The 16,561-nt window shown below is 70.2% G+C and carries 19 protein-coding genes and 1 tRNA gene; 13 read left to right on the plus strand and 7 right to left on the minus strand.

Going from position 1 to position 16,561, the window contains the following annotated elements:
• Positions 1 to 88 precede the first annotated feature (88 nt).
• A complete protein-coding gene (locus H4W81_RS18470; protein WP_192775960.1) occupies positions 89 to 364 on the minus strand; it encodes a hypothetical protein in 276 nt (91 codons plus the stop codon).
• 146 nt (positions 365 to 510) lie between these two features.
• A complete protein-coding gene (locus H4W81_RS18475; protein ID WP_192775961.1) occupies positions 511 to 756 on the minus strand; it encodes a hypothetical protein in 246 nt (81 codons plus the stop codon).
• Positions 757 to 842: 86 nt separating this feature from the next.
• Between H4W81_RS18475 and H4W81_RS18480 the strand changes: the two genes are divergently transcribed.
• From H4W81_RS18480 to H4W81_RS18500, 5 genes are all read left to right on the plus strand, one after another.
• Positions 843 to 1,001: a hypothetical protein gene (locus H4W81_RS18480; protein WP_192775962.1), complete on the plus strand. Its 159-nt coding sequence runs from the start codon at positions 843 to 845 to the stop codon at positions 999 to 1,001.
• Positions 1,002 to 1,060: 59 nt separating this feature from the next.
• A complete protein-coding gene (locus tag H4W81_RS18485; RefSeq protein WP_318781808.1) occupies positions 1,061 to 2,236 on the plus strand; it encodes a cytochrome P450 in 1,176 nt (391 codons plus the stop codon).
• Positions 2,237 to 2,369: 133 nt separating this feature from the next.
• Positions 2,370 to 3,065 carry an HAD family hydrolase gene (locus H4W81_RS18490; RefSeq protein WP_318781809.1) on the plus strand — a complete coding sequence of 232 codons (696 nt, stop codon included), beginning with the start codon at positions 2,370 to 2,372 and terminating at the stop codon, positions 3,063 to 3,065.
• Positions 3,066 to 3,075: 10 nt separating this feature from the next.
• A complete protein-coding gene (locus tag H4W81_RS18495; RefSeq protein WP_192775964.1) occupies positions 3,076 to 3,288 on the plus strand; it encodes a hypothetical protein in 213 nt (70 codons plus the stop codon).
• A 178-nt stretch (positions 3,289 to 3,466) separates the two neighbouring features.
• Positions 3,467 to 3,619: a hypothetical protein gene (locus tag H4W81_RS18500; protein WP_192775965.1), complete on the plus strand. Its 153-nt coding sequence runs from the start codon at positions 3,467 to 3,469 to the stop codon at positions 3,617 to 3,619.
• Positions 3,620 to 3,622: 3 nt separating this feature from the next.
• On the opposite strand, the gene H4W81_RS18505 is transcribed toward H4W81_RS18500, so the two are convergent.
• Entirely contained in the window at positions 3,623 to 4,150 is a 528-nt protein-coding gene (locus H4W81_RS18505) for a carboxymuconolactone decarboxylase family protein (protein ID WP_192775966.1), read from the minus strand.
• A 248-nt stretch (positions 4,151 to 4,398) separates the two neighbouring features.
• Between H4W81_RS18505 and H4W81_RS18510 the strand changes: the two genes are divergently transcribed.
• The 6 genes from H4W81_RS18510 to H4W81_RS18535 all read left to right on the plus strand — a co-directional run bounded on the left by H4W81_RS18510 (position 4,399) and on the right by H4W81_RS18535 (position 12,046).
• Positions 4,399 to 5,733 (plus strand): purine-cytosine permease family protein, encoded by a 1,335-nt coding sequence (locus H4W81_RS18510; RefSeq protein ID WP_192775967.1) that lies wholly within the window; start codon positions 4,399 to 4,401, stop codon positions 5,731 to 5,733.
• A gap of 34 nt (positions 5,734 to 5,767) precedes the next feature.
• Positions 5,768 to 7,345 carry a hydantoinase/oxoprolinase N-terminal domain-containing protein gene (locus H4W81_RS18515; RefSeq protein ID WP_192775968.1) on the plus strand — a complete coding sequence of 526 codons (1,578 nt, stop codon included), beginning with the start codon at positions 5,768 to 5,770 and terminating at the stop codon, positions 7,343 to 7,345.
• The gene (locus H4W81_RS18520; RefSeq protein ID WP_192775969.1) at positions 7,345 to 8,460 is read left to right on the plus strand and encodes a DUF917 domain-containing protein; all 1,116 of its coding nucleotides are present in this window, start codon (positions 7,345 to 7,347) and stop codon (positions 8,458 to 8,460) included. Before H4W81_RS18515 ends, H4W81_RS18520 begins: the two co-directional genes overlap by 1 nt.
• 210 nt (positions 8,461 to 8,670) lie before the next feature.
• Complete coding sequence (locus H4W81_RS47345; RefSeq protein WP_225958685.1) at positions 8,671 to 10,191, plus strand: serine/threonine-protein kinase; 1,521 nt, start codon at positions 8,671 to 8,673, stop codon at positions 10,189 to 10,191.
• Positions 10,191 to 11,651, plus strand: a complete 1,461-nt coding sequence (locus H4W81_RS18530) for a protein kinase domain-containing protein (RefSeq protein WP_192775970.1) — start codon at positions 10,191 to 10,193, stop codon at positions 11,649 to 11,651. The genes H4W81_RS47345 and H4W81_RS18530 overlap by 1 nt, the downstream gene beginning before the upstream one ends.
• A gap of 77 nt (positions 11,652 to 11,728) precedes the next feature.
• Entirely contained in the window at positions 11,729 to 12,046 is a 318-nt protein-coding gene (locus tag H4W81_RS18535) for a hypothetical protein (RefSeq protein WP_192775971.1), read from the plus strand.
• Between the two features lie 261 nt (positions 12,047 to 12,307).
• Here H4W81_RS18535 and H4W81_RS18540 read toward each other — a convergent pair whose 3' ends face one another.
• From H4W81_RS18540 to H4W81_RS18545, 3 genes are all read right to left on the minus strand, one after another.
• A complete protein-coding gene (locus H4W81_RS18540; protein WP_192775972.1) occupies positions 12,308 to 12,790 on the minus strand; it encodes a hypothetical protein in 483 nt (160 codons plus the stop codon).
• Between the two features lie 73 nt (positions 12,791 to 12,863).
• Complete coding sequence (locus H4W81_RS48685) at positions 12,864 to 12,986, minus strand: hypothetical protein (RefSeq protein ID WP_264083173.1); 123 nt, start codon at positions 12,984 to 12,986, stop codon at positions 12,864 to 12,866.
• A gap of 229 nt (positions 12,987 to 13,215) precedes the next feature.
• Positions 13,216 to 13,290: transfer RNA gene (locus tag H4W81_RS18545), tRNA-Val, on the minus strand.
• Positions 13,291 to 13,726: 436 nt separating this feature from the next.
• Here H4W81_RS18545 and H4W81_RS18550 point away from each other — a divergent pair.
• Positions 13,727 to 14,143, plus strand: a complete 417-nt coding sequence (locus H4W81_RS18550) for an SsgA family sporulation/cell division regulator (RefSeq protein WP_183659751.1) — start codon at positions 13,727 to 13,729, stop codon at positions 14,141 to 14,143.
• A 117-nt stretch (positions 14,144 to 14,260) separates the two neighbouring features.
• On the opposite strand, the gene H4W81_RS18555 is transcribed toward H4W81_RS18550, so the two are convergent.
• The gene (locus tag H4W81_RS18555) at positions 14,261 to 14,863 is read right to left on the minus strand and encodes a DUF305 domain-containing protein (protein ID WP_225958686.1); all 603 of its coding nucleotides are present in this window, start codon (positions 14,861 to 14,863) and stop codon (positions 14,261 to 14,263) included.
• Positions 14,864 to 14,943: 80 nt separating this feature from the next.
• Between H4W81_RS18555 and H4W81_RS18560 the strand changes: the two genes are divergently transcribed.
• Positions 14,944 to 16,368 carry an LVIVD repeat-containing protein gene (locus H4W81_RS18560; protein ID WP_318781810.1) on the plus strand — a complete coding sequence of 475 codons (1,425 nt, stop codon included), beginning with the start codon at positions 14,944 to 14,946 and terminating at the stop codon, positions 16,366 to 16,368.
• Positions 16,369 to 16,561: the final 193 nt, after the last annotated feature.

Here is a 16,561-nt window from a genome sequence, read left to right on the forward strand (position 1 = left end):
GATCGTTGAGATTATCAGTCGGGCATACCTCCCTTTGGTCGGATCATCAAACTGATGGCTGGAGAAATCAGCCGGCCGGCGGCGCTCCTCAGGACTGGGCGGCTTGGTGCAGCGCCCTCCAGGCGGCGTGCCTGTCGTCGACGTCCGACCACCACGGGTGGCGGTTGATCTCCTCCACCAGGCGGAGGCGGTCGGACCTGGCCTCCACCAGTTCGGCCTGCCGTTCCACGTCGAACTCGACCTTCCCCTCGAGGACGGCGACGTTGGACGGCAGGGCGGCGGAGATCTCGGCGCAGCGGGCGTCTATGACGTTGAAGGCTCTCTTGAGCTCGAGCAGATCGGTCGGCGGTTCGAAGTCGGCCATCGTTCCCCCAGGTCGGCGCGGTGATGAGCCGATACTAGGACGGGCCGTGAGCGGGGCAGGTGACCGCCCCGCCGCGCCGCCGACAACCCTTTTGCCATAGGGCTTCTGGCTCGAACCGAATACGGCCGTTCGACACCATTGGCCGCTCATTCGGAGATCTTGTTGACCAGCCTGATCCAGAAGGCCGTCAGCTCCTGGCCGGTGTAGCGCCGGAAGTGGATGCGCTCGTGGCCCCGGTAGACGGCGACCTCGGTCAGGGGCGCGCCCTCCTCGTCGAAGGAGGTGTACAGGCTCGTCCAGTCGTCGTCGCCCGGCTGCCACTCGGGGAAGGCCAGGGCGGCGGCTCGGTCGCGCAGCGCGCTCAGCCACCGCTCCTCTCCCGGCGTGTCCATACTCCACGGTGACAGCCAGGACACCAAGGGTGGGCAAAACCATCCTCATGACGAGAAAGCCGGCGGCAGGCGGGTAGGGGAGCCCCATGTCGCAACAGGAACCTGAGGAAGAGCCGGACTTCGCGGAGGAGTTCACCCCCTCCCCCTCCGACCCGGCCAACCAGCCGGAGGAGGATCCCGACGAGGAGGTGTACGGAGCCGCCGAAGGGTACGACAGGCCAACCGATCTTCCACCGTCAGGATGAGTCGCATCTCATCCCAGGGGATCACATAACCGGCACCCCCTCCCCCTACGCTGAAGGTCGTGTCTGAAAACGAGTTTCCGCTCGTGCAGTTCATGCGCGAGGGCTTCGACCCCGTGGCCGAGCTCGCCCGGATCCGCACGGAGCAGCCGGTCTTCCCCATGCAGATCCCCGGCGGGCAGACTGTGTGGCTGGCCACCCGCTACGAGGACGTGCGGGCCGTCCTCGGCGACACCGGACGATTCAGCAACGACTTCGGCAACGTGACCGGCATGGGCGCCACGCAGGACGACCCGGGCGGCCTCGGCTTCCGCGACCCGCCCGAGCACACCAGGCTGCGGCGCTACCTGACCCCCGAGTTCACCATGCGGCGGCTGCGCAGGCTGGAGCCGCGCATCGAGGCCATCGTCGAGGAGCACCTCGACGCGATGGAGCGCAAGGGCTCGCCCGTCGACCTGGTCGAGGCGTTCGCGCTGCCGATCCCCTCACTGGTGGTGTGCGAGCTGCTCGGCGTGCCGTACGAGGAGCGGGCCGACTTCCTCCGGCTCAGCACCGACAGGTTCGACTTCTCCGCGGGCCCCGAGGCCTCGCTGGACGCGGTGAACGAGTCGATGGCCTACCTCACCGAGCTGGCCGTCAGAGAGCGCAAGAACCCCGGCGACGGCCTGCTGGGCCAGCTGGTGCGCGACTACGGCGACGAGATCTCCGACAAGGAGCTGGCCGGGTTCGCCGACGGGCTGCTGACCGGCGGTCACGACACCAGCACCAGCATGCTCGCGCTGGGCACGCTGTGGCTGCTGGAGAACCCCGACGAGCTGGCGAAGGTCCGCGAGGGCGGCGAGCACGTCACCAGAGTGGTGGAGGAGCTGCTGCGCTACCTGACCGTGGTGCAGGTGGCCTTCCCCCGCTTCGCCCGCGAGGACCTCGATCTAGCCGGGCAGCGCATCGCCAAGGGCGAGATGGTGCTGTGCTCGCTCACCGCGGCCAACCGCGACCCCGCGCTCGGCCCCGACATGGACAGCGTGAACCCGCTCCGCGACGTGCCCTCCCACCTGGCCTTCGGGCACGGGGTCCACCGCTGCATCGGCGCGCCCCTCGCGCAGATGGAGATGCGGATCGCCTACCCCGCGCTGCTGCGGCGCTTCCCCTCGCTCAGGCTGGCCGTGCCGTACGACGAGGTGCCCTTCAGGGAGCTGGCGATCGTCTACGGCGTGAAGGAGCTCCAGGTCGCCTTCTAGGTCAGGATCAGCAGCGTCACCACGGCGACCGCGACCACGCCGAGCGTCATCACCACCACGGTGGCCAGCAGCACTCGCACGTTCAAGACTTGGCCACTCCCCGCATGGCATGTCAAGGCGTAGCGTCAGTGATGTGCCAGCAATCGATCTGAGCGGGATCAGGGCCGTCGTGTTCGACACCGACGGCGTCGTCACGGACACCGCCCGTGTCCACGCCGCCGCGTGGAAGAGCGTGCTCGACCCCTTCCTGCGCGGGCGTTCGGAGCCGTTCGACGTGCGCGAGGACTACCTCTGCCACGTCGACGGCCGCACGCGCCTCGACGGGGCGCGCACCTTCCTCGCCTCCAGGGGCCTCAGCCCCACCGAGGAGGAGGTGGCCGCCCTCGGCGCGGCCAAGGACCGCGTCTTCGTGGAACAGATCGAGCGGTACGGCGTGGCCGCCTTCCCCGCCGCCGTCCGGCTCCTGCACGAGCTGCGGCACCGGGGCTGCCGCACCGCCGCGGTCTCCGCCAGCACGCACTGCCACAAGGTGGTGACGGCGGCCGGCCTCATGCACCTGTTCGACGTGGTGGTCGACGGCCGCCACGACCAGCCGGGCCCCGCCTCCTTCGAGGAGGGCGCCGCCCTGCTGGGGGTGCCGCCTGCGGAGGTCGCGGTGGTGGGCGACACGCTGCCCGGCATCGAGGCGGCCGGTCGCGGCGGGTTCGGACTGATCGTGGCGGTCGACCGGGCGGGGCTCGCCTTCAAGGAGCCCTTCAAGGAGCTGGGCGCGCACGTCGTCATCTCCGATCTCGCGGAGCTGGACGTCACAGGGCGTGTTCGCCTATAACGTGCGGACTATGACCGACAATCTCGATCTCGCCGCCCGCGCCCAGGAATTCGCCGACAACGCTCCGGCTGGGTCGCTCAGCCGTACGGCCGCCCATTCGGTGGCGATCACGCTCGCGACCACACGGGACACCGACCACGCGAGGAGCGTGCTGGACGGCCTGGACCCGGCGGAGGTACGCCAGGCCGCCCTCGACCTCTTCGGAGACCTGACGCAGGCCTGACGGGGGTCTGGCGGGGGTCTGGGGGAGGCGGTCGTCCTCCCCCGCTCTGGCGGCGCTCATCATCCGGGAACGGATGGCGGGCCGCCGGGCGGGTTTGGGGCCGGGCTGGGAGGGGAAGCGGGGACCCGGCGTCATATCCTGGAGTCGCCCTTGTCCGCCGACCCAAACGGTGATCTTCATGTTCGAGGTCTTCTCGGCTCTCGCGCCTCCCGCGATCGTGGCCACCGCCTTCCTGCTGGGCGTGCGTGCCCTGCTCAACCACGAGAAGGCCGCCAGGGCCGAGGAACGTCGTCAGGCTCTCGCCGAGCGGCAGGCCGCCGCCGGACAGTAGCGCTCAGGCCGCCTCCTCCGGCGCCTCGAGCCCCGCGAGGAGGTTGAAGGCCCCCGTCATCAGGTTGAGCGCGACCAGGCCGACGATCTCCGCGATCACCCGGTCGCTCCATCCGTGGCCGCGCAGTTCCGCCACGTCCGTGTCGGTGATCGACCCGGGCTCGGCCAGCACCCGCACCGCCACCGCGATCAGCGCCGCCTCCCTCGCGTCGGCCGAGGTGCCCTGCCTGGCCAGCTCGATGTCGGCCGCGCTGAGGCCCGCCGTACGCGCCGCCTGGGTGTGCGCCGCCATGCACAGACCGCACCCGATCCACTCCTGCAGCGCCAGCGAGACCTTCTCGCTGAGCGCCCGGGGCATCTTGACGCGTTTCATGGCGCGCGAGAAGTCGAGATAGCCCTGGAGCAGCGCGGGCGAGTGCGCCATCGTCGAGACCATCTCCCCCGCTCTGCCATGACGCTCGACGATTCCGCTGAGCAGTTCTCTCGACTTCTCCGGTGCCTGCTCGGGCTCCACCCGGTCCAGACGTCTCATGTCTCCTCCTTGGATCTTCCGCATCGAACCATACCCCCCTAGGGTTTATTCCTGCGAGAGGCCCGGCGGGCTTTCCACGGGCCCAGCGAAGGGCGCCGCGACGGTGCTCGACGAGGCGAGGAGGTGTCAGGCAGAGGGCGGTGGGCGATTGTTGAACACCAAGCGCGCGGGTCTTCCCAAAGATCGTCGGTGAATCTAGCGTCGCACTCAACGGCCCGACTTTTCGGCTGACGGGAAGGGACACCGGGATGTCCGATGCGTCGATCACCACCGAGTTATCCGATGACGGTCTCGCCCGCGACGACTACGCGCTCCAGCGGGTGCCCGCCTCCGCCCGCTACGGCTGGGTGACGGTCGCCGTCCAGCGCTTCGGCATGCTGAGCGCGCTCAGCCAGTTCCTGCTCGGCGCCACCCTCGGCATGGGCATGACCTTCTGGGACGCGGTGCTGGCCATCACGCTCGGCGCTGTCATCCTCGAGGTCGTCGCGATCGCCATCGGCATCGCGGGCATGCGCGAGGGCCTGTCGACGACCGTGCTCGCCCGCTGGGCCGGGTTCGGCAGGTACGGCGCGGGCATCGTCGGCATGGTCGTCGCGATCTGCCTGCTCGGCTGGTTCGGCGTGCAGTCGGCGGTCCTGGCCCAGGGCCTCGCCGCGCTGCTGGGCGGGCCGCCCGTGTGGGTGTGGTCGATCCTGGCGGGGCTGGCGGTGACCGCGATCGTCGTGCACGGCTTCGCGGGAATGGCCTGGACCGCGTGGATCACCGTTCCCGCCTTCCTCGTCCTGGCGGGGTGGGCGATCGCCGTGGAGCTGTCGAAGCAGTCGCTCGGCACCCTGGTCGCCTCGGCGCCACCGGGACCGGCCATGAGCCTCGCCGAGGGCGCCACCATCGTCGCGGGCGGGTTCATCGTCGGCGCGGTCATCTCCCCCGACATGTGCCGGTGGAACCGCAGCGCGGCCGACGTGGTCAAGCAGACCGTGCTCGGCATCACGCTCGGCGAGTACGTCGTGGCCCTGGTCGGGGTCCTGCTCGCCCACGCGCTGCGCACCGGCGACGTGATCGCCATCGTCACCACCACCTCGGGCGCGGTGGGCACGATCGTCCTGGTCACCGCCACCTTGAAGATCAACGACTGGAACCTCTACGCCGCCTCTCTCGGCATGACCAACACCCTGCACACCGCGTTCGGCAAGCGCGCGAACCGGGCCGCCGTCACCGTCGCACTCGGCGTGATCGGCACCGGCCTGGCCGCGGCGGGCATCCTCGACCATCTCGTCGACTTCTTCGTCCTGCTCGGCGTCGCCATCCCGCCCGTCGCCGGCATCATGGTCGCCGAGTACTACGTCGTCCGCCGATGGCGACCCGCGCTCGACGCCTCACGAGCCTCCGGCGCGCTCCCGGACACGGCGCCTGGCTGGGCGCCGGCCGCGCTGATCATCTGGCTCGTCTCCGCGCTGGTCGGCAAGTACGTCGCGTGGGGCATCCCCGCCCTCAACGCCCTGCTCGTGGCGTTCGCCGCCTACGCGGTCGCGGGCAGGCTGGGCCTCACAGGGGCGCCGCGGGACGAGCGAGCCGTCCTCTGATCGTTTTCCACTGACGCAGACAGGAGCAGCATTCGTGCGTGTCGGGATCGACGTGGGCGGCACCCACACCGACGCCGTCCTGATGGCGGGGACCACCGTCCTGGCCGAGATCAAGACAGCTACCACTCTCGACGTGACCGGCGGCGTCGTCACCGCCCTGGAACGACTGCTGGCCGCCTCCGGCGTCGACCGGGCGCGCGTCACCGCCGTGATGATCGGGACGACCCACTTCACCAACGCGCTGGTGACCGGCCGCCGCCTGGCCCGCACCGCGGTGGTACGGCTGGCGCTGCCCGCCACCGCCGCGCTGCCGCCCATGGTCGACTGGCCCGACCGGTTGACCAAGGCGATCGATCCCAGCGTCCATCTGTGCGACGGCGGCCACGAGTTCGACGGCCGCCCGATCTCGCCGCTCGATCCGGACCAGCTCAAGCGCATCGCGGCCGGCCTGGGTGGTCAGGGGATCAACACCGTCGCCATCAGCAGCGTCTTCTCCCCCGTCAACGCGGAACTCGAGGAGCGGGCCGCCGAGATCTTCCTCGCGGAGCTGCCTCACCTGCATGTGAGCCTGTCCCATCAGATCGGCAGGGTGGGACTGCTGGAGCGGGAGAACGCCACCGTCGTCAACGCCTGCCTGCGCGATCTGGCCGACGAGATCGTCGACGCCTTTGCCGAGGCGCTCCGGGCGGTCGGCATCCGGGCGCCGCTGTACCTGTCGCAGAACGACGGCACGCTGATGGACGCCGAGTACACCCGCCGCTACCCCGTTCGCACGTTCGCCTCAGGGCCGACCAACTCCATGCGGGGCGCGGCGTTCCTGGCCGACCTGGCCGACTGCGCCGTGGTCGACATCGGCGGCACCACCACCGACGTCGGCGTGCTGAGCGGCGGCTACCCCCGCCAGGCCACCGGCGAGGTGGACATCGGCGGCGTGCGCACCAACTTCCGCATGCCGGACGTGCTGTCGATCGGGCTCGGCGGCGGCAGCCGCGTCACCGGCGCGCCGATGCCGGAGATCGGGCCCGACAGCGTCGGCTACGAGTTGACCAGTCAGGCGCTGGTCTTCGGCGGCCAGGTCCTCACCGCCACCGACCTCGCGGTCGCCGCGGGGCTGGCCGACATCGGCGACGCCTCCCTCGTCCGCCATCTCGGCAAGGACCTGGTCAGGAACGGAGTGGCGTGGATGTCCGGCAGGGTGGCCGAGCTCGTCGACCAGATGCGCGTCTCGGCCCGGCCGCTGCCGGTCGTCGTGGTCGGCGGCGGCAGCGTCCTGATGCCCGACCACCTGCCGGGCGTGCCGGCCGTCCACCGGCCCGAACATCACGCGGTGGCCAACGCCATCGGCGCCGCGACCGGCCAGATCGGCGGCGACGTCGACCGGCTGTTCGCCATCACCGCCGCCCGCACCCGCGAGGACGTGCTCGACCAGGCCCGCGCCGAGGCCGTCGAGCGGGCCATCGCGGCAGGGGCCGACCCCGACACCGTCGACGTGGTCGACGTCGACGAGGTGCACGTGGCCTACCTGCCCGGCAACGCCGTGCGGGTGCGGGTCAAGGCCGTCGGCGACCTTCGCCTCAGCGATCCCGCGACCACCGAGGAGGTGCAGGTGTGATGGGCGTGGACCTGACGGTCGACGCGCTGCGCGATCTGGCCGAGGGCGCCGCCGTCCTGGGCACCGGCGGCGGGGGCGACCCCTACATCGGCAGGCTCCTGGTCGAACGGCAGCTGCGCGAAGGCCGCCGGGTGACCATCATCCCGGTCGACGAGTTGCCCGACGACGCGCTCGTGCTGCCGTCGGCGATGATGGGCGCGCCCACCGTCTTCGTCGAACGGCCGCCCTCTGGCAAGGGCAACGTCGCCGCTCTGCGCGCCCTGGAAAGGCATCTGGGCCGTACGGCGGCCGCCACCATGCCCATCGAGTGCGGCGGTCTCAACAGCATGATGCCGCTGCTGCTCGGCGCCCAGCTCGGCCTGCCGGTCATCGACGCCGACGGCATGGGCAGGGCCTTCCCCGAGCTGCAGATGGAGACGTTCGCCGTGTACGGCGTGCCGGGCTCGCCCATGTCGATCGCCTCCGACCACGGCGACGTCGCCATCATCGACGCCCTCGACAACGTCCGCATGGAACGGCTGGCCCGCGTCATGACGGTCGAGATGGGCGGCGCCGCCTACATCTGCGACTACCCGATGGACGCGGCCACCGTGCGCCGCACCGCCGTACCGGGCACGCTGACCCTGGGCATGCGGATCGGCGCGGCGCTCCGGACCGCGCGCGAGCGGCACGACGACCCCTTCGACGCGCTCACGGCGGCGCTGGCCGGCACCATCTACAGCCACGGCCTGGTGTTGTTCAGGGGCAAGGTCGTCGACATCGACCGCAGGACCGTCGACGGATTCGCCCGCGGCCAGGTGACGCTGGCCGCGCTCGACGACCCGGCCGACCAGCTGGTGATCACATTCCAGAACGAGCATCTCGTCGCCCGCAGTAACGGCGAGGTGGTCGCGATCGTGCCCGATCTGATCTGCACGCTCAACGCCGACACCGGAGCGCCCGTGACGACCGAGGCGCTGGCCTACGGGCAGCGGCTGACCGTCTACGCCATCTCCACACCCGAGATCATGCGCAGCCCCGCGGCGCTGGACTGCTTCGGCCCCGCGGCGTTCGGCCTCACCGACCCCTATACCCCCGTCGAGCGGCTCGCCGCCAGAGCACGGGCCGGCGCCTGACCCCCTGGACACCGCCACCACCTCACCGCACCACGTCGCCGCACCGCACCACTTCGCCGCCGGAGCGGCCCGGCCCGGCGGCGGCGACGCAGGCGCCAGGGTGCGAGCCGGCTCTTGAGGCGCCCTTGATCAACCAGACTGCCTACAAATCCTGACTTATCCCGCTAAGGTGCATGAGGTTGATCTCGCCCGCCTCAGGAGTCACTCCTCATGCCGCAAGCCGCACCCCTGCGTGAAGGTGACCCGGCCGCGATAGGCGCCTACGTGATCGTCGGCCGGCTCGGAGAGGGCGGCCAGGGCGTCGTGTATCTCGGCCGGGCCCCCGACGGCAGGCTCGTGGCCGTCAAGGTCCTGCGCGACGGCGTCGCCGCCGACGACCGCTTCGCCAAGGAGATCGCCGCCGCGCGCAGGGTGGAGCCGTTCTGCGTCGCCCAGGTGCTCGACGCGTCGCTGAGCGGCCGGCCGTACATCGTGACCGAGTACGTCGACGGCCCCACCCTGCAGCAGGCGGGCCGCCACAGCGGGGCGGACCTGCAGCGGCTGGCCGTGGCCACGGCGACCGCGCTGGCGGCGATCCACCAGGCAGGGGTCGTCCACCGGGACTTCAAGCCGGCGAACGTGCTGCTGGGCCCGGGCGGCCCGCGGGTCATCGACTTCGGCATCGCCCGCGCGGCGGACTCCGCCCTCACCGTCACCAGCAGCGTCGTCGGCACCCCCTCCTACATGGCCCCCGAGCAGCTCGCGGGCGCGCAGGTGGGTCCGGCGACGGACGTGTTCGCGTGGGCGTCGGTGATGGTGTGGGCCGCCACGGGCGCGCCGCCGTTCGGCGAGGACACCCTTCCCGCGATCATCAACCGCATCCTGCACAACGAGCCCTGGCTGGGCGACCTCCCCGAGCCGCTGCGTTCGATCGTCCACGACTGCCTGGCCAAGGACCCGGCGCACCGGCCCACCATGCGGGACGTCCTCCTGCGGCTCCTCGGCGGGGGCGGGCAGTCCACGGCGCCCACGGCGCCCACGCGCGGCCGCCGCGCGGTTCCCGGCCGGAGGCGCGTCCTCGTCCCCCTGGTCGCGGGAGGCGCCGTCGTGGTGTCCGCGGCGCTGGTGGCGGCCGTCGTCTGGCGGATGCCCGCGGCGGACGGCTCCGGGCCCCCTGCGCTCGCCGCCGTCACCACGTCGTCCGATGCAACCACGTCGTCCGATGCGACCACGTCGTCCGACGACACCACGCAGTCCCCGTCGCCGGCCAAGCCGTCCAAGAGCAGGCCGCCGAGGGCGAAGACCCCCAGGCCCACGCCGTCCGGCGAGCCCGGCGCCGCGCCCAGCCGCACGCCCTCGGACCGGGCCACCACGCGCACCACCAGGCCGTCCCCCACGGCCACGCGCACCACGCGCAAACCCGCGGCGAGCCTCGACGTCGACATCCAGCCCATCAGCCTGTCCGGAGGGCCCGGCCAGGTCGAGGCCGAGGGCTGCTACATGCCTCCGGTGCACTTCCAGACCACGGCGTCGGCGAGCAGGAAGGGGTTGTGGCTCTCCTACCAGTGGCTCGTGGACGGGAAGGTGAAGGAGAGCAGCAGGAGCTGGGTCCCCGAGGACGACTACACCGCGTTCATCACCGCGGGGCAGTACATGCTGGACGCCGGGCGGCACACCGTCTCCCTGCGGATCACCTCGCCGGCCACCGCCAGCAGGAGCATCTCGTTCTCCGTCTGCTCCCTGGAACACTGATGACGGCGTCCTTCATCGGCCCCTACCGGGTCGTCAGACCGCTCGGCGAGGGCGGCCAGGGTGTGGTCTATCTCGCCACCGCGCCTGACGGACGGCCCGTGGCGGTCAAGACGCTGCGCGAGGGGTTCGCAGGAGACGACCGCTTCGCCAAGGAGATCGCCGCCGCGCGCCGGGTGGAGCCGTTCTGCATCGCCCAGGTGCTCGACGCGTCGCTGGGCGGCCGGCCGTACATCGTGACCGAGTACGTCGAGGGCCCCTCCCTGCAGGAGGCGGGCCGCCACCTGGGCGCCGACCTGCAACGGCTGGCGATCAGCACCGCCACCGCGCTGGCCGCCATCCACCGGGCGGGCGTCGTGCACAGGGACTTCAAGCCCGCCAACGTCCTGCTCGGCAGGGACGGGCCGCGGGTCATCGACTTCGGCATCGCCCGCGCGGCGGACTCCGCGCTCACCGTCACCAGCAGCGTCGTCGGCACCCCCTCCTACATGGCTCCCGAGCAGCTCGCGGGCGAGGAGGTCGGGCCCGCCACGGACGTGTTCGCCTGGGCGGGGGTGATGGTGTTCGCCGCCACCGGCACGCCGCCCTTCGGCAGAGGGTCGCTGCCCGAGGTGATCAGGAGGGTTCAGTACGGCGAGCCGCACCTGGACGCGGTGCCGGACGCGCTGCGCCCGATCGTGGCCCGCTGCCTGGACAAGGAGCCCGCCCGCCGTCCGAGCATGCAGGACGTGCTCTTCGAGCTCATCGGCGGCCAGACACTTCCGAGAAGCGCTCCCGCCCGCCGCCGCCCCCGTCCCGCGCTCGTGGCGGGCGGCGCGGCGCTAGCCGTGACCTGCGTCGCCGCCGCCGCGTGGGGAGCCGCCTCGTTCTGGGACGGCGGCGCCGGCACGGCCGCCGTCCCCCTCCCTTCCGTCGAGCAGACCGGGAAAATCGAGCAGACCGGGAAGACGTCGCAGACCAGGAAGACACCGCAAACCGGGAAGACACCGCAGCCCGGGAAGACATCGCAGGCCGGGCAGACGGAGAGCGAGCGCCTGGCGGGGAAGACGCGCAGGCCCGAACCCACCAGGAGCCCGACTCCCACCATGAAGCCCGCTCCCACCAGGGCCGTCACCTCGCCCGCGAGCAAGCCCACCGCGTCGCCCACGACCAAGAGGCCCACCAGCGGCGGTGGGGTGAGCTCGGCGACCCTGCGCTACGAGGGCATCAGGCTGGGCGACTGCTGGCGCTATGACCTGAACATCTTCGCCGATGTGAAGGCCTCGGGCACGTTCAGCTACCGGTGGCTGGTCAACGGGCAGAACATGGGCCGGCACGAGGCCCGCTCCGGCGACAAGGTGGTGCTCCCTTCCATCACGTGGAAGCAGGCGGGCTCGTATCGCGTCGTGTTCGAGGTGATCACCCCCTCGGCCGTACGGCGCGGCGTCACGGTCGACATCTGCGACTTCGACGAGGGCTGGTAGGGCGTTCCGCTTGACCCAGCGTAGTCATGCGGTTACAACTCTGAGGGCCAGTCTTCCCAGCGAAAGGTTCTCCGCACATGCGCACAGCTCTCAGGACAGCCGCACTCACGGTCACCGGCCTCGCCGTGAGCCTGCTCGCCCTTCCCGGCCAGGCAGGTGCCTCGGCCGCGGCGATCCCCGCGGGGAACGCGCCGACCTGCGTCACCGTCTGGGAGCACACGGGCCGCATCACCAAGACCGGCTACGCCAGGAACGACTGCAGGTACACGCTGAATTTGAAGATCGTCTGGGCCCGGGGCACCGATGGGCCCTGCCGCACCGTACGGCCGGGAGAGACGATCAGCACCCAGGTCCCGCGCGGTATCCGCTCGTTCGACGGCGCCGACCGCTGCTGACCTGACCCGCTGGACGCCGCCGCCCCGTCCACCGGCCGGAACGCCGGACCGTCCGCCAACCGGAGGGCGGTGCGGCGCGCTCCATCGGACCGCTCACCGGCGCACAGCAGACAGCATGCGCGACCGCACACTCCATCAGACCGCTCGCGCGCGGCCCTCCTTCGGCCGCTCTGGGCAGGAGACGGCGCACGCCGCGCGGTCGTCCTTGGCACAAGCACAGGAGACGGCGTGCCGGGCGGTCCTCTTCGGCGGAGGTGCTCGCTAGGACGCGAGGATGTCGAAGTGGAAGCCCACGGCCAGCAGGATGGCCGCGAGCCCGTAGACGACCGGCTCCCACCGGCTGGCGAACAGCCTGCCCAGCCCGCGAACGATCCCGACCAGGAGCGCCGGGATCGCCACCCCGATCAGACCGGTGATCAGCGCACCGAGGACGTACAACCAGACGCTGGACAGGAAGTCGACTCCCGCGCCCGCCAGGACCTGAATCTGCATCACCATGACGATGGGCACTCCGACGAACATGAGACGCTGCCTGACCCGCTCCTGGTCCGCGGTCCACTTGCCGAACTGCTGCAGGCGTTCGGCACCGATGGCGTCCAGGATGATCGTCGCCCCGCTGACGAAGCTGATGACCTTGCCGATGCGCCCCCACCACAGCAGCTGGAGCCCCCACAGGTCATAGCCGGCCACCGGCTTGCCCGCCTGCCACATCGCCCACGCCTCGAAGTAGCTGATGTCCGCCACTACCTGAGCGTAGAGGCGACGGCCACGGCTGACCAGTGGCGTCAGGACGGCCGCGACCCGGCGATCCCGCCGGTCACCGCGTCAGCCACCACACCGCCACCACGACGACGGCGAAGAGGAGGGCGACGCCGTATCCGAGGAGCGCTCGGCCGATTCGCCGCACGACGTAGCCACGCCGATGCCGATCGACAGTCAAGGTGTCGCCCCCCTGCTGAGATGAACGGGTCCCCAACGAGAGCAGGTCCCTCCCGTGGTCGTGTGCCGAGATTATCGGCAGGCGTCGTGAGACGCGCGGTGGAGTCAGGCCGGCGATCTGGAGGGGGACAGGAGATGGGCCGGATCCACCCCTCAGATGCAGGGTCACCCAGTCAGTCACTCGGAAGATCAAAAAGGCCGCTTCCCGAAACGGGAAGCGGCCTTTGAGCTGGTGGGCGATACTGGGATCGAACCAGTGACCTCTTCGGTGTGAACGAAGCGCTCTCCCCCTGAGCTAATCGCCCGCCCTGTCTGGCTCCTTGCGGCGCCGACGGGGAAAACCATACCGCACTTCCGGCCCGCTGGCGAAGCGACGCCGCACACCGCTGGGTCACGGGCCTGAGGCGGGTTTCGGGCCAATGGGGGCGGTTGCCCGTCAGCATGGTGGCTCGTTGGCATACCATCAAGCTGTTCCGGAAGGCCCCGATCGCCCGAAAGGTCGTAGAGGGGCGCGCTGGAACGACGCCAGCAACGCGCAAAACCCTCGCAAACATCACCCAGTTGATGATGTTTAGCCAGGTAGATGCCCAAATGTCCAGCTGTGAGTTGCGTTACAGAAGGGCCTGGAGGCGGAATCTTTCCTACAGGTTTCTTCGTTCCGCGTCATAGCTCAGGACGAAGTCCGTCAGAGCAGTGAAAGCCCCGAAGAGGGGACCGTACGACGAAAAGGTTTGGCTGACGATGAACAGCACCACCGTCTCCGCCGAGCTTGGCCTTCGGCTTGTGGTCCCCGACCGTACCACCGTCCCCCTGCTCGCCGGACTGAGTTACACAGCCGACGACCCGTACGCCATCCGCATGGCCTTCCACGTAGGGAACGACGAACCGGTCGAGTGGATCTTCGCCCGAGAACTACTGACTGTAGGCATTGTGAGACGTGTCGGCGACGGCGACGTGCAGGTTTGGCCCGCACGCGCCGACGGCGAGCGCACGCTTCACATCAGCCTGACGTCACCGTTCGGACAGGCGCTCTTCGAAGTCCCGCTGGCTCCTCTCACCGAGTTCCTGCACCGCACGTACGACCTCGTGCCCGCAGGCCGGGAGACCGATTTCATGGACCTGGACGCCGAGCTGACCAACATGCTCTGGCCGTCCTGACCTTCTCCACCCCCCGAAAGCCCCCGAAAACCCCGAAAGCCCCCTGAAAGCCTGGCGAGCCCACACCCCCAAGGCGCTCCCGCGATGCCCATGCCGTCCCGGCATGGGCATTGTGATCTACGGGGTCAGCAGCTCCCGCATGCGGGCGATCTCGATGCCCTGGCCCGCGAAGACGTCGTCGGCCATGAGGCGCATCGTCTGGTCCCGCCCGCCGGACAGCTCCTCCCGTGCCATCCGCCGCGCGCCCTCGTGATGTCTGATCATCAGTTCCAGGAAGAGCCGGTCGAAGGCGGCGCCGCGCGCCGCGCGCAGCCTGTTCATCTCCTCCAGCGAGGCCATCCCGTAGCCGTCACCGCCCCCGTGTGAGCTGTGATCGGGTACGGCCCGGCCGAGGCCGTCCAGCCAGTCGGACATCAGCGTGATCTCGGGCTGCTGGGTGAGCGTGATCTGCCGTGCCACGGCGCGCACGCTCTTGGTGGTGGTGCGCGCGTCGACGAGTCCGGCCATCTCCAGCGCCTGCCGGTGGTGGGGGATCATGCCCTCGGCGAAGCGCACGTCCGCCGCGACCGCCGTCCAGTCCCTGGTCGGCAGGCTCTCCCCCGGCCCTGCCGTACGGCCTGCCTCGCCCGGGCCGCCTGGAACGATCACCGGCGCGCCCGGGCCAACGGGCGAGGGCCCCTGGGGTCCCGCCGAGCATCCCGCGAGCGTCAATGTCGTCATAACCGTGACGAGAACCCCGCACGCTTGGACCTTGGCTGACATAGCTTCCATACTGGTTCATAATTTCGAAGGGGGCGCATGTGATCTTTTCCCGATTGGGTGGCGTGGCGGCGTTGGTGCTGGTGGTGTCGGCGTGCGCGTCGTCTCCACCACCCTCGCGCTCCCCGCAGGCGGCCCCCTCCTCGCCCCCGGCGACCTCCGCCGCCTCCCCCTCGGTCACCGCCGCCCCCGGCGACGTGATGACCAGCGACAACGTCAAGCTGGTCGCGAACCTGCCGCGTGAGGCGCCGCTCGACGGCGACATGGATCTGAACTCCGACCTGGCCTTCCAGGGCGACTACGCGTTCGTGGGGAACTTCGGCGGTTTCACCGTCTACGACATCAGCAATCCCACCAGCCCGAAGCGGGTCAGCACGGTCGCCTGCGAGTCCCAGCAGAACGACGTCTCGGTCTACGGTGACCTGCTGTTCCTGTCAGTGGACGAGCCCCGCTCCGACGAGACCTGCCAGTCCAAGCCGCTGAGCGCGGACGGCGGGCAGGGCGGCAGGCCGTGGGAGGGCATCCGCGTCTTCGACATCAGCGACAAGACCGCGCCGAAGTACGTGAGCTCGGTGGCGACCGACTGCGGCTCGCACACGCACACGATGGTGCCCGGCAAGGATCCCGACACGCTCTACATCTACGTCTCCTCGCCGGGCTCGGCCGGCCCGGAGTCCGACTCCCCGACCTGCCCCTCGCCGCACGAGCTGATCCAGATCGTCGAGGTGCCCGTCAAGGATCCGAAGCAGGCCAAGGTCGTTGCCTCGCCCAACATCTTCCCCGAGGGACAGGGCGAGGGATCCTTCGCGGCCGGCTGCCACGACATCACCGCCTTCCCGGAGAAGAACCTGGCCGCGGCCGCCTGCTTCGGCGACGGCGTGCTGCTCGACATCACCGACCCGGTGCAGCCGAAGGTGCTCCAACAGGTCAAGGACAGGGAGAACTTCGAGATCTGGCACTCGGCGACGTTCAACAACGACGCCACGAAGGTGGTCTTCGGCGACGAGCTCGGCGGCGGCGGGATGCCGACCTGTGACGCCAGGACCCCCGCGACGAAGGGCGCGAACGCGATCTACGACATCGTGGACGGCAAGCTCGAGCGGCGCGGATACTTCAAGATGCCGCGTGAGCAGACGTCCAAGGAGAACTGCGTCGCGCACAACGGCTCGCTGATCCCGGTCAAGGGCAAGGACATCATGGTCCAGTCGTGGTACCAGGGCGGAGTGTCGATCTGGGACTTCACCAACTCCGACGCGCCCAAGGAGATCGGCTTCTTCGAGCGCGGCCCTGAGCCGCAGGACGGCGTGATCGCGGGATCGTGGTCGGCGTACTACTACAACGGCTACATCTACTCCAGCGACATGCTGCGCGGCCTGGACGTCATCGAGATCACCGATCCGCTGACCGACCCGGCGAAGTCGGTGCGTATGACCGACTTCAACGTGCAGACCCAGAAGGTCTACTGACCGCTCATGCGTGAAGGGCCCTCTTACGGCAAGCCCGCCGTGAGGGCCCTTGTCCGCGGCATGAGCGTTCCCCTTGCCCTGCTCGGCCTGCTCGACCGGGAGCCGAGCCATGGGTAGAACTCAACCGCGACTACGACATCACCGCGCTGGCGGTGTCGTGGTGCTGCTCGAGTCGGCGCTGCCGCCGGTCCTG

The organism is Nonomuraea africana (genome assembly GCF_014873535.1).
Taxonomy (GTDB): domain Bacteria; phylum Actinomycetota; class Actinomycetes; order Streptosporangiales; family Streptosporangiaceae; genus Nonomuraea; species Nonomuraea africana.

Coding starts and splice junctions, on each gene's coding strand:
- H4W81_RS18470 (WP_192775960.1), bottom strand. CDS start 364: ATGGCCGACTTCGAACCGCCGACCGATCTGCTCGAGCTCAAGAGAGCC.
- H4W81_RS18475 (WP_192775961.1), bottom strand. CDS start 756: ATGGACACGCCGGGAGAGGAGCGGTGGCTGAGCGCGCTGCGCGACCGA.
- H4W81_RS18480 (WP_192775962.1), top strand. CDS start 843: ATGTCGCAACAGGAACCTGAGGAAGAGCCGGACTTCGCGGAGGAGTTC.
- H4W81_RS18495 (WP_192775964.1), top strand. CDS start 3,076: ATGACCGACAATCTCGATCTCGCCGCCCGCGCCCAGGAATTCGCCGAC.
- H4W81_RS18500 (WP_192775965.1), top strand. CDS start 3,467: ATGTTCGAGGTCTTCTCGGCTCTCGCGCCTCCCGCGATCGTGGCCACC.
- H4W81_RS18505 (WP_192775966.1), bottom strand. CDS start 4,150: ATGAGACGTCTGGACCGGGTGGAGCCCGAGCAGGCACCGGAGAAGTCG.
- H4W81_RS18510 (WP_192775967.1), top strand. CDS start 4,399: ATGTCCGATGCGTCGATCACCACCGAGTTATCCGATGACGGTCTCGCC.
- H4W81_RS18520 (WP_192775969.1), top strand. CDS start 7,345: ATGGGCGTGGACCTGACGGTCGACGCGCTGCGCGATCTGGCCGAGGGC.
- H4W81_RS47345 (WP_225958685.1), top strand. CDS start 8,671: ATGCCGCAAGCCGCACCCCTGCGTGAAGGTGACCCGGCCGCGATAGGC.
- H4W81_RS18530 (WP_192775970.1), top strand. CDS start 10,191: ATGACGGCGTCCTTCATCGGCCCCTACCGGGTCGTCAGACCGCTCGGC.
- H4W81_RS18535 (WP_192775971.1), top strand. CDS start 11,729: ATGCGCACAGCTCTCAGGACAGCCGCACTCACGGTCACCGGCCTCGCC.
- H4W81_RS18550 (WP_183659751.1), top strand. CDS start 13,727: ATGAACAGCACCACCGTCTCCGCCGAGCTTGGCCTTCGGCTTGTGGTC.
- H4W81_RS18555 (WP_225958686.1), bottom strand. CDS start 14,863: ATGACGACATTGACGCTCGCGGGATGCTCGGCGGGACCCCAGGGGCCC.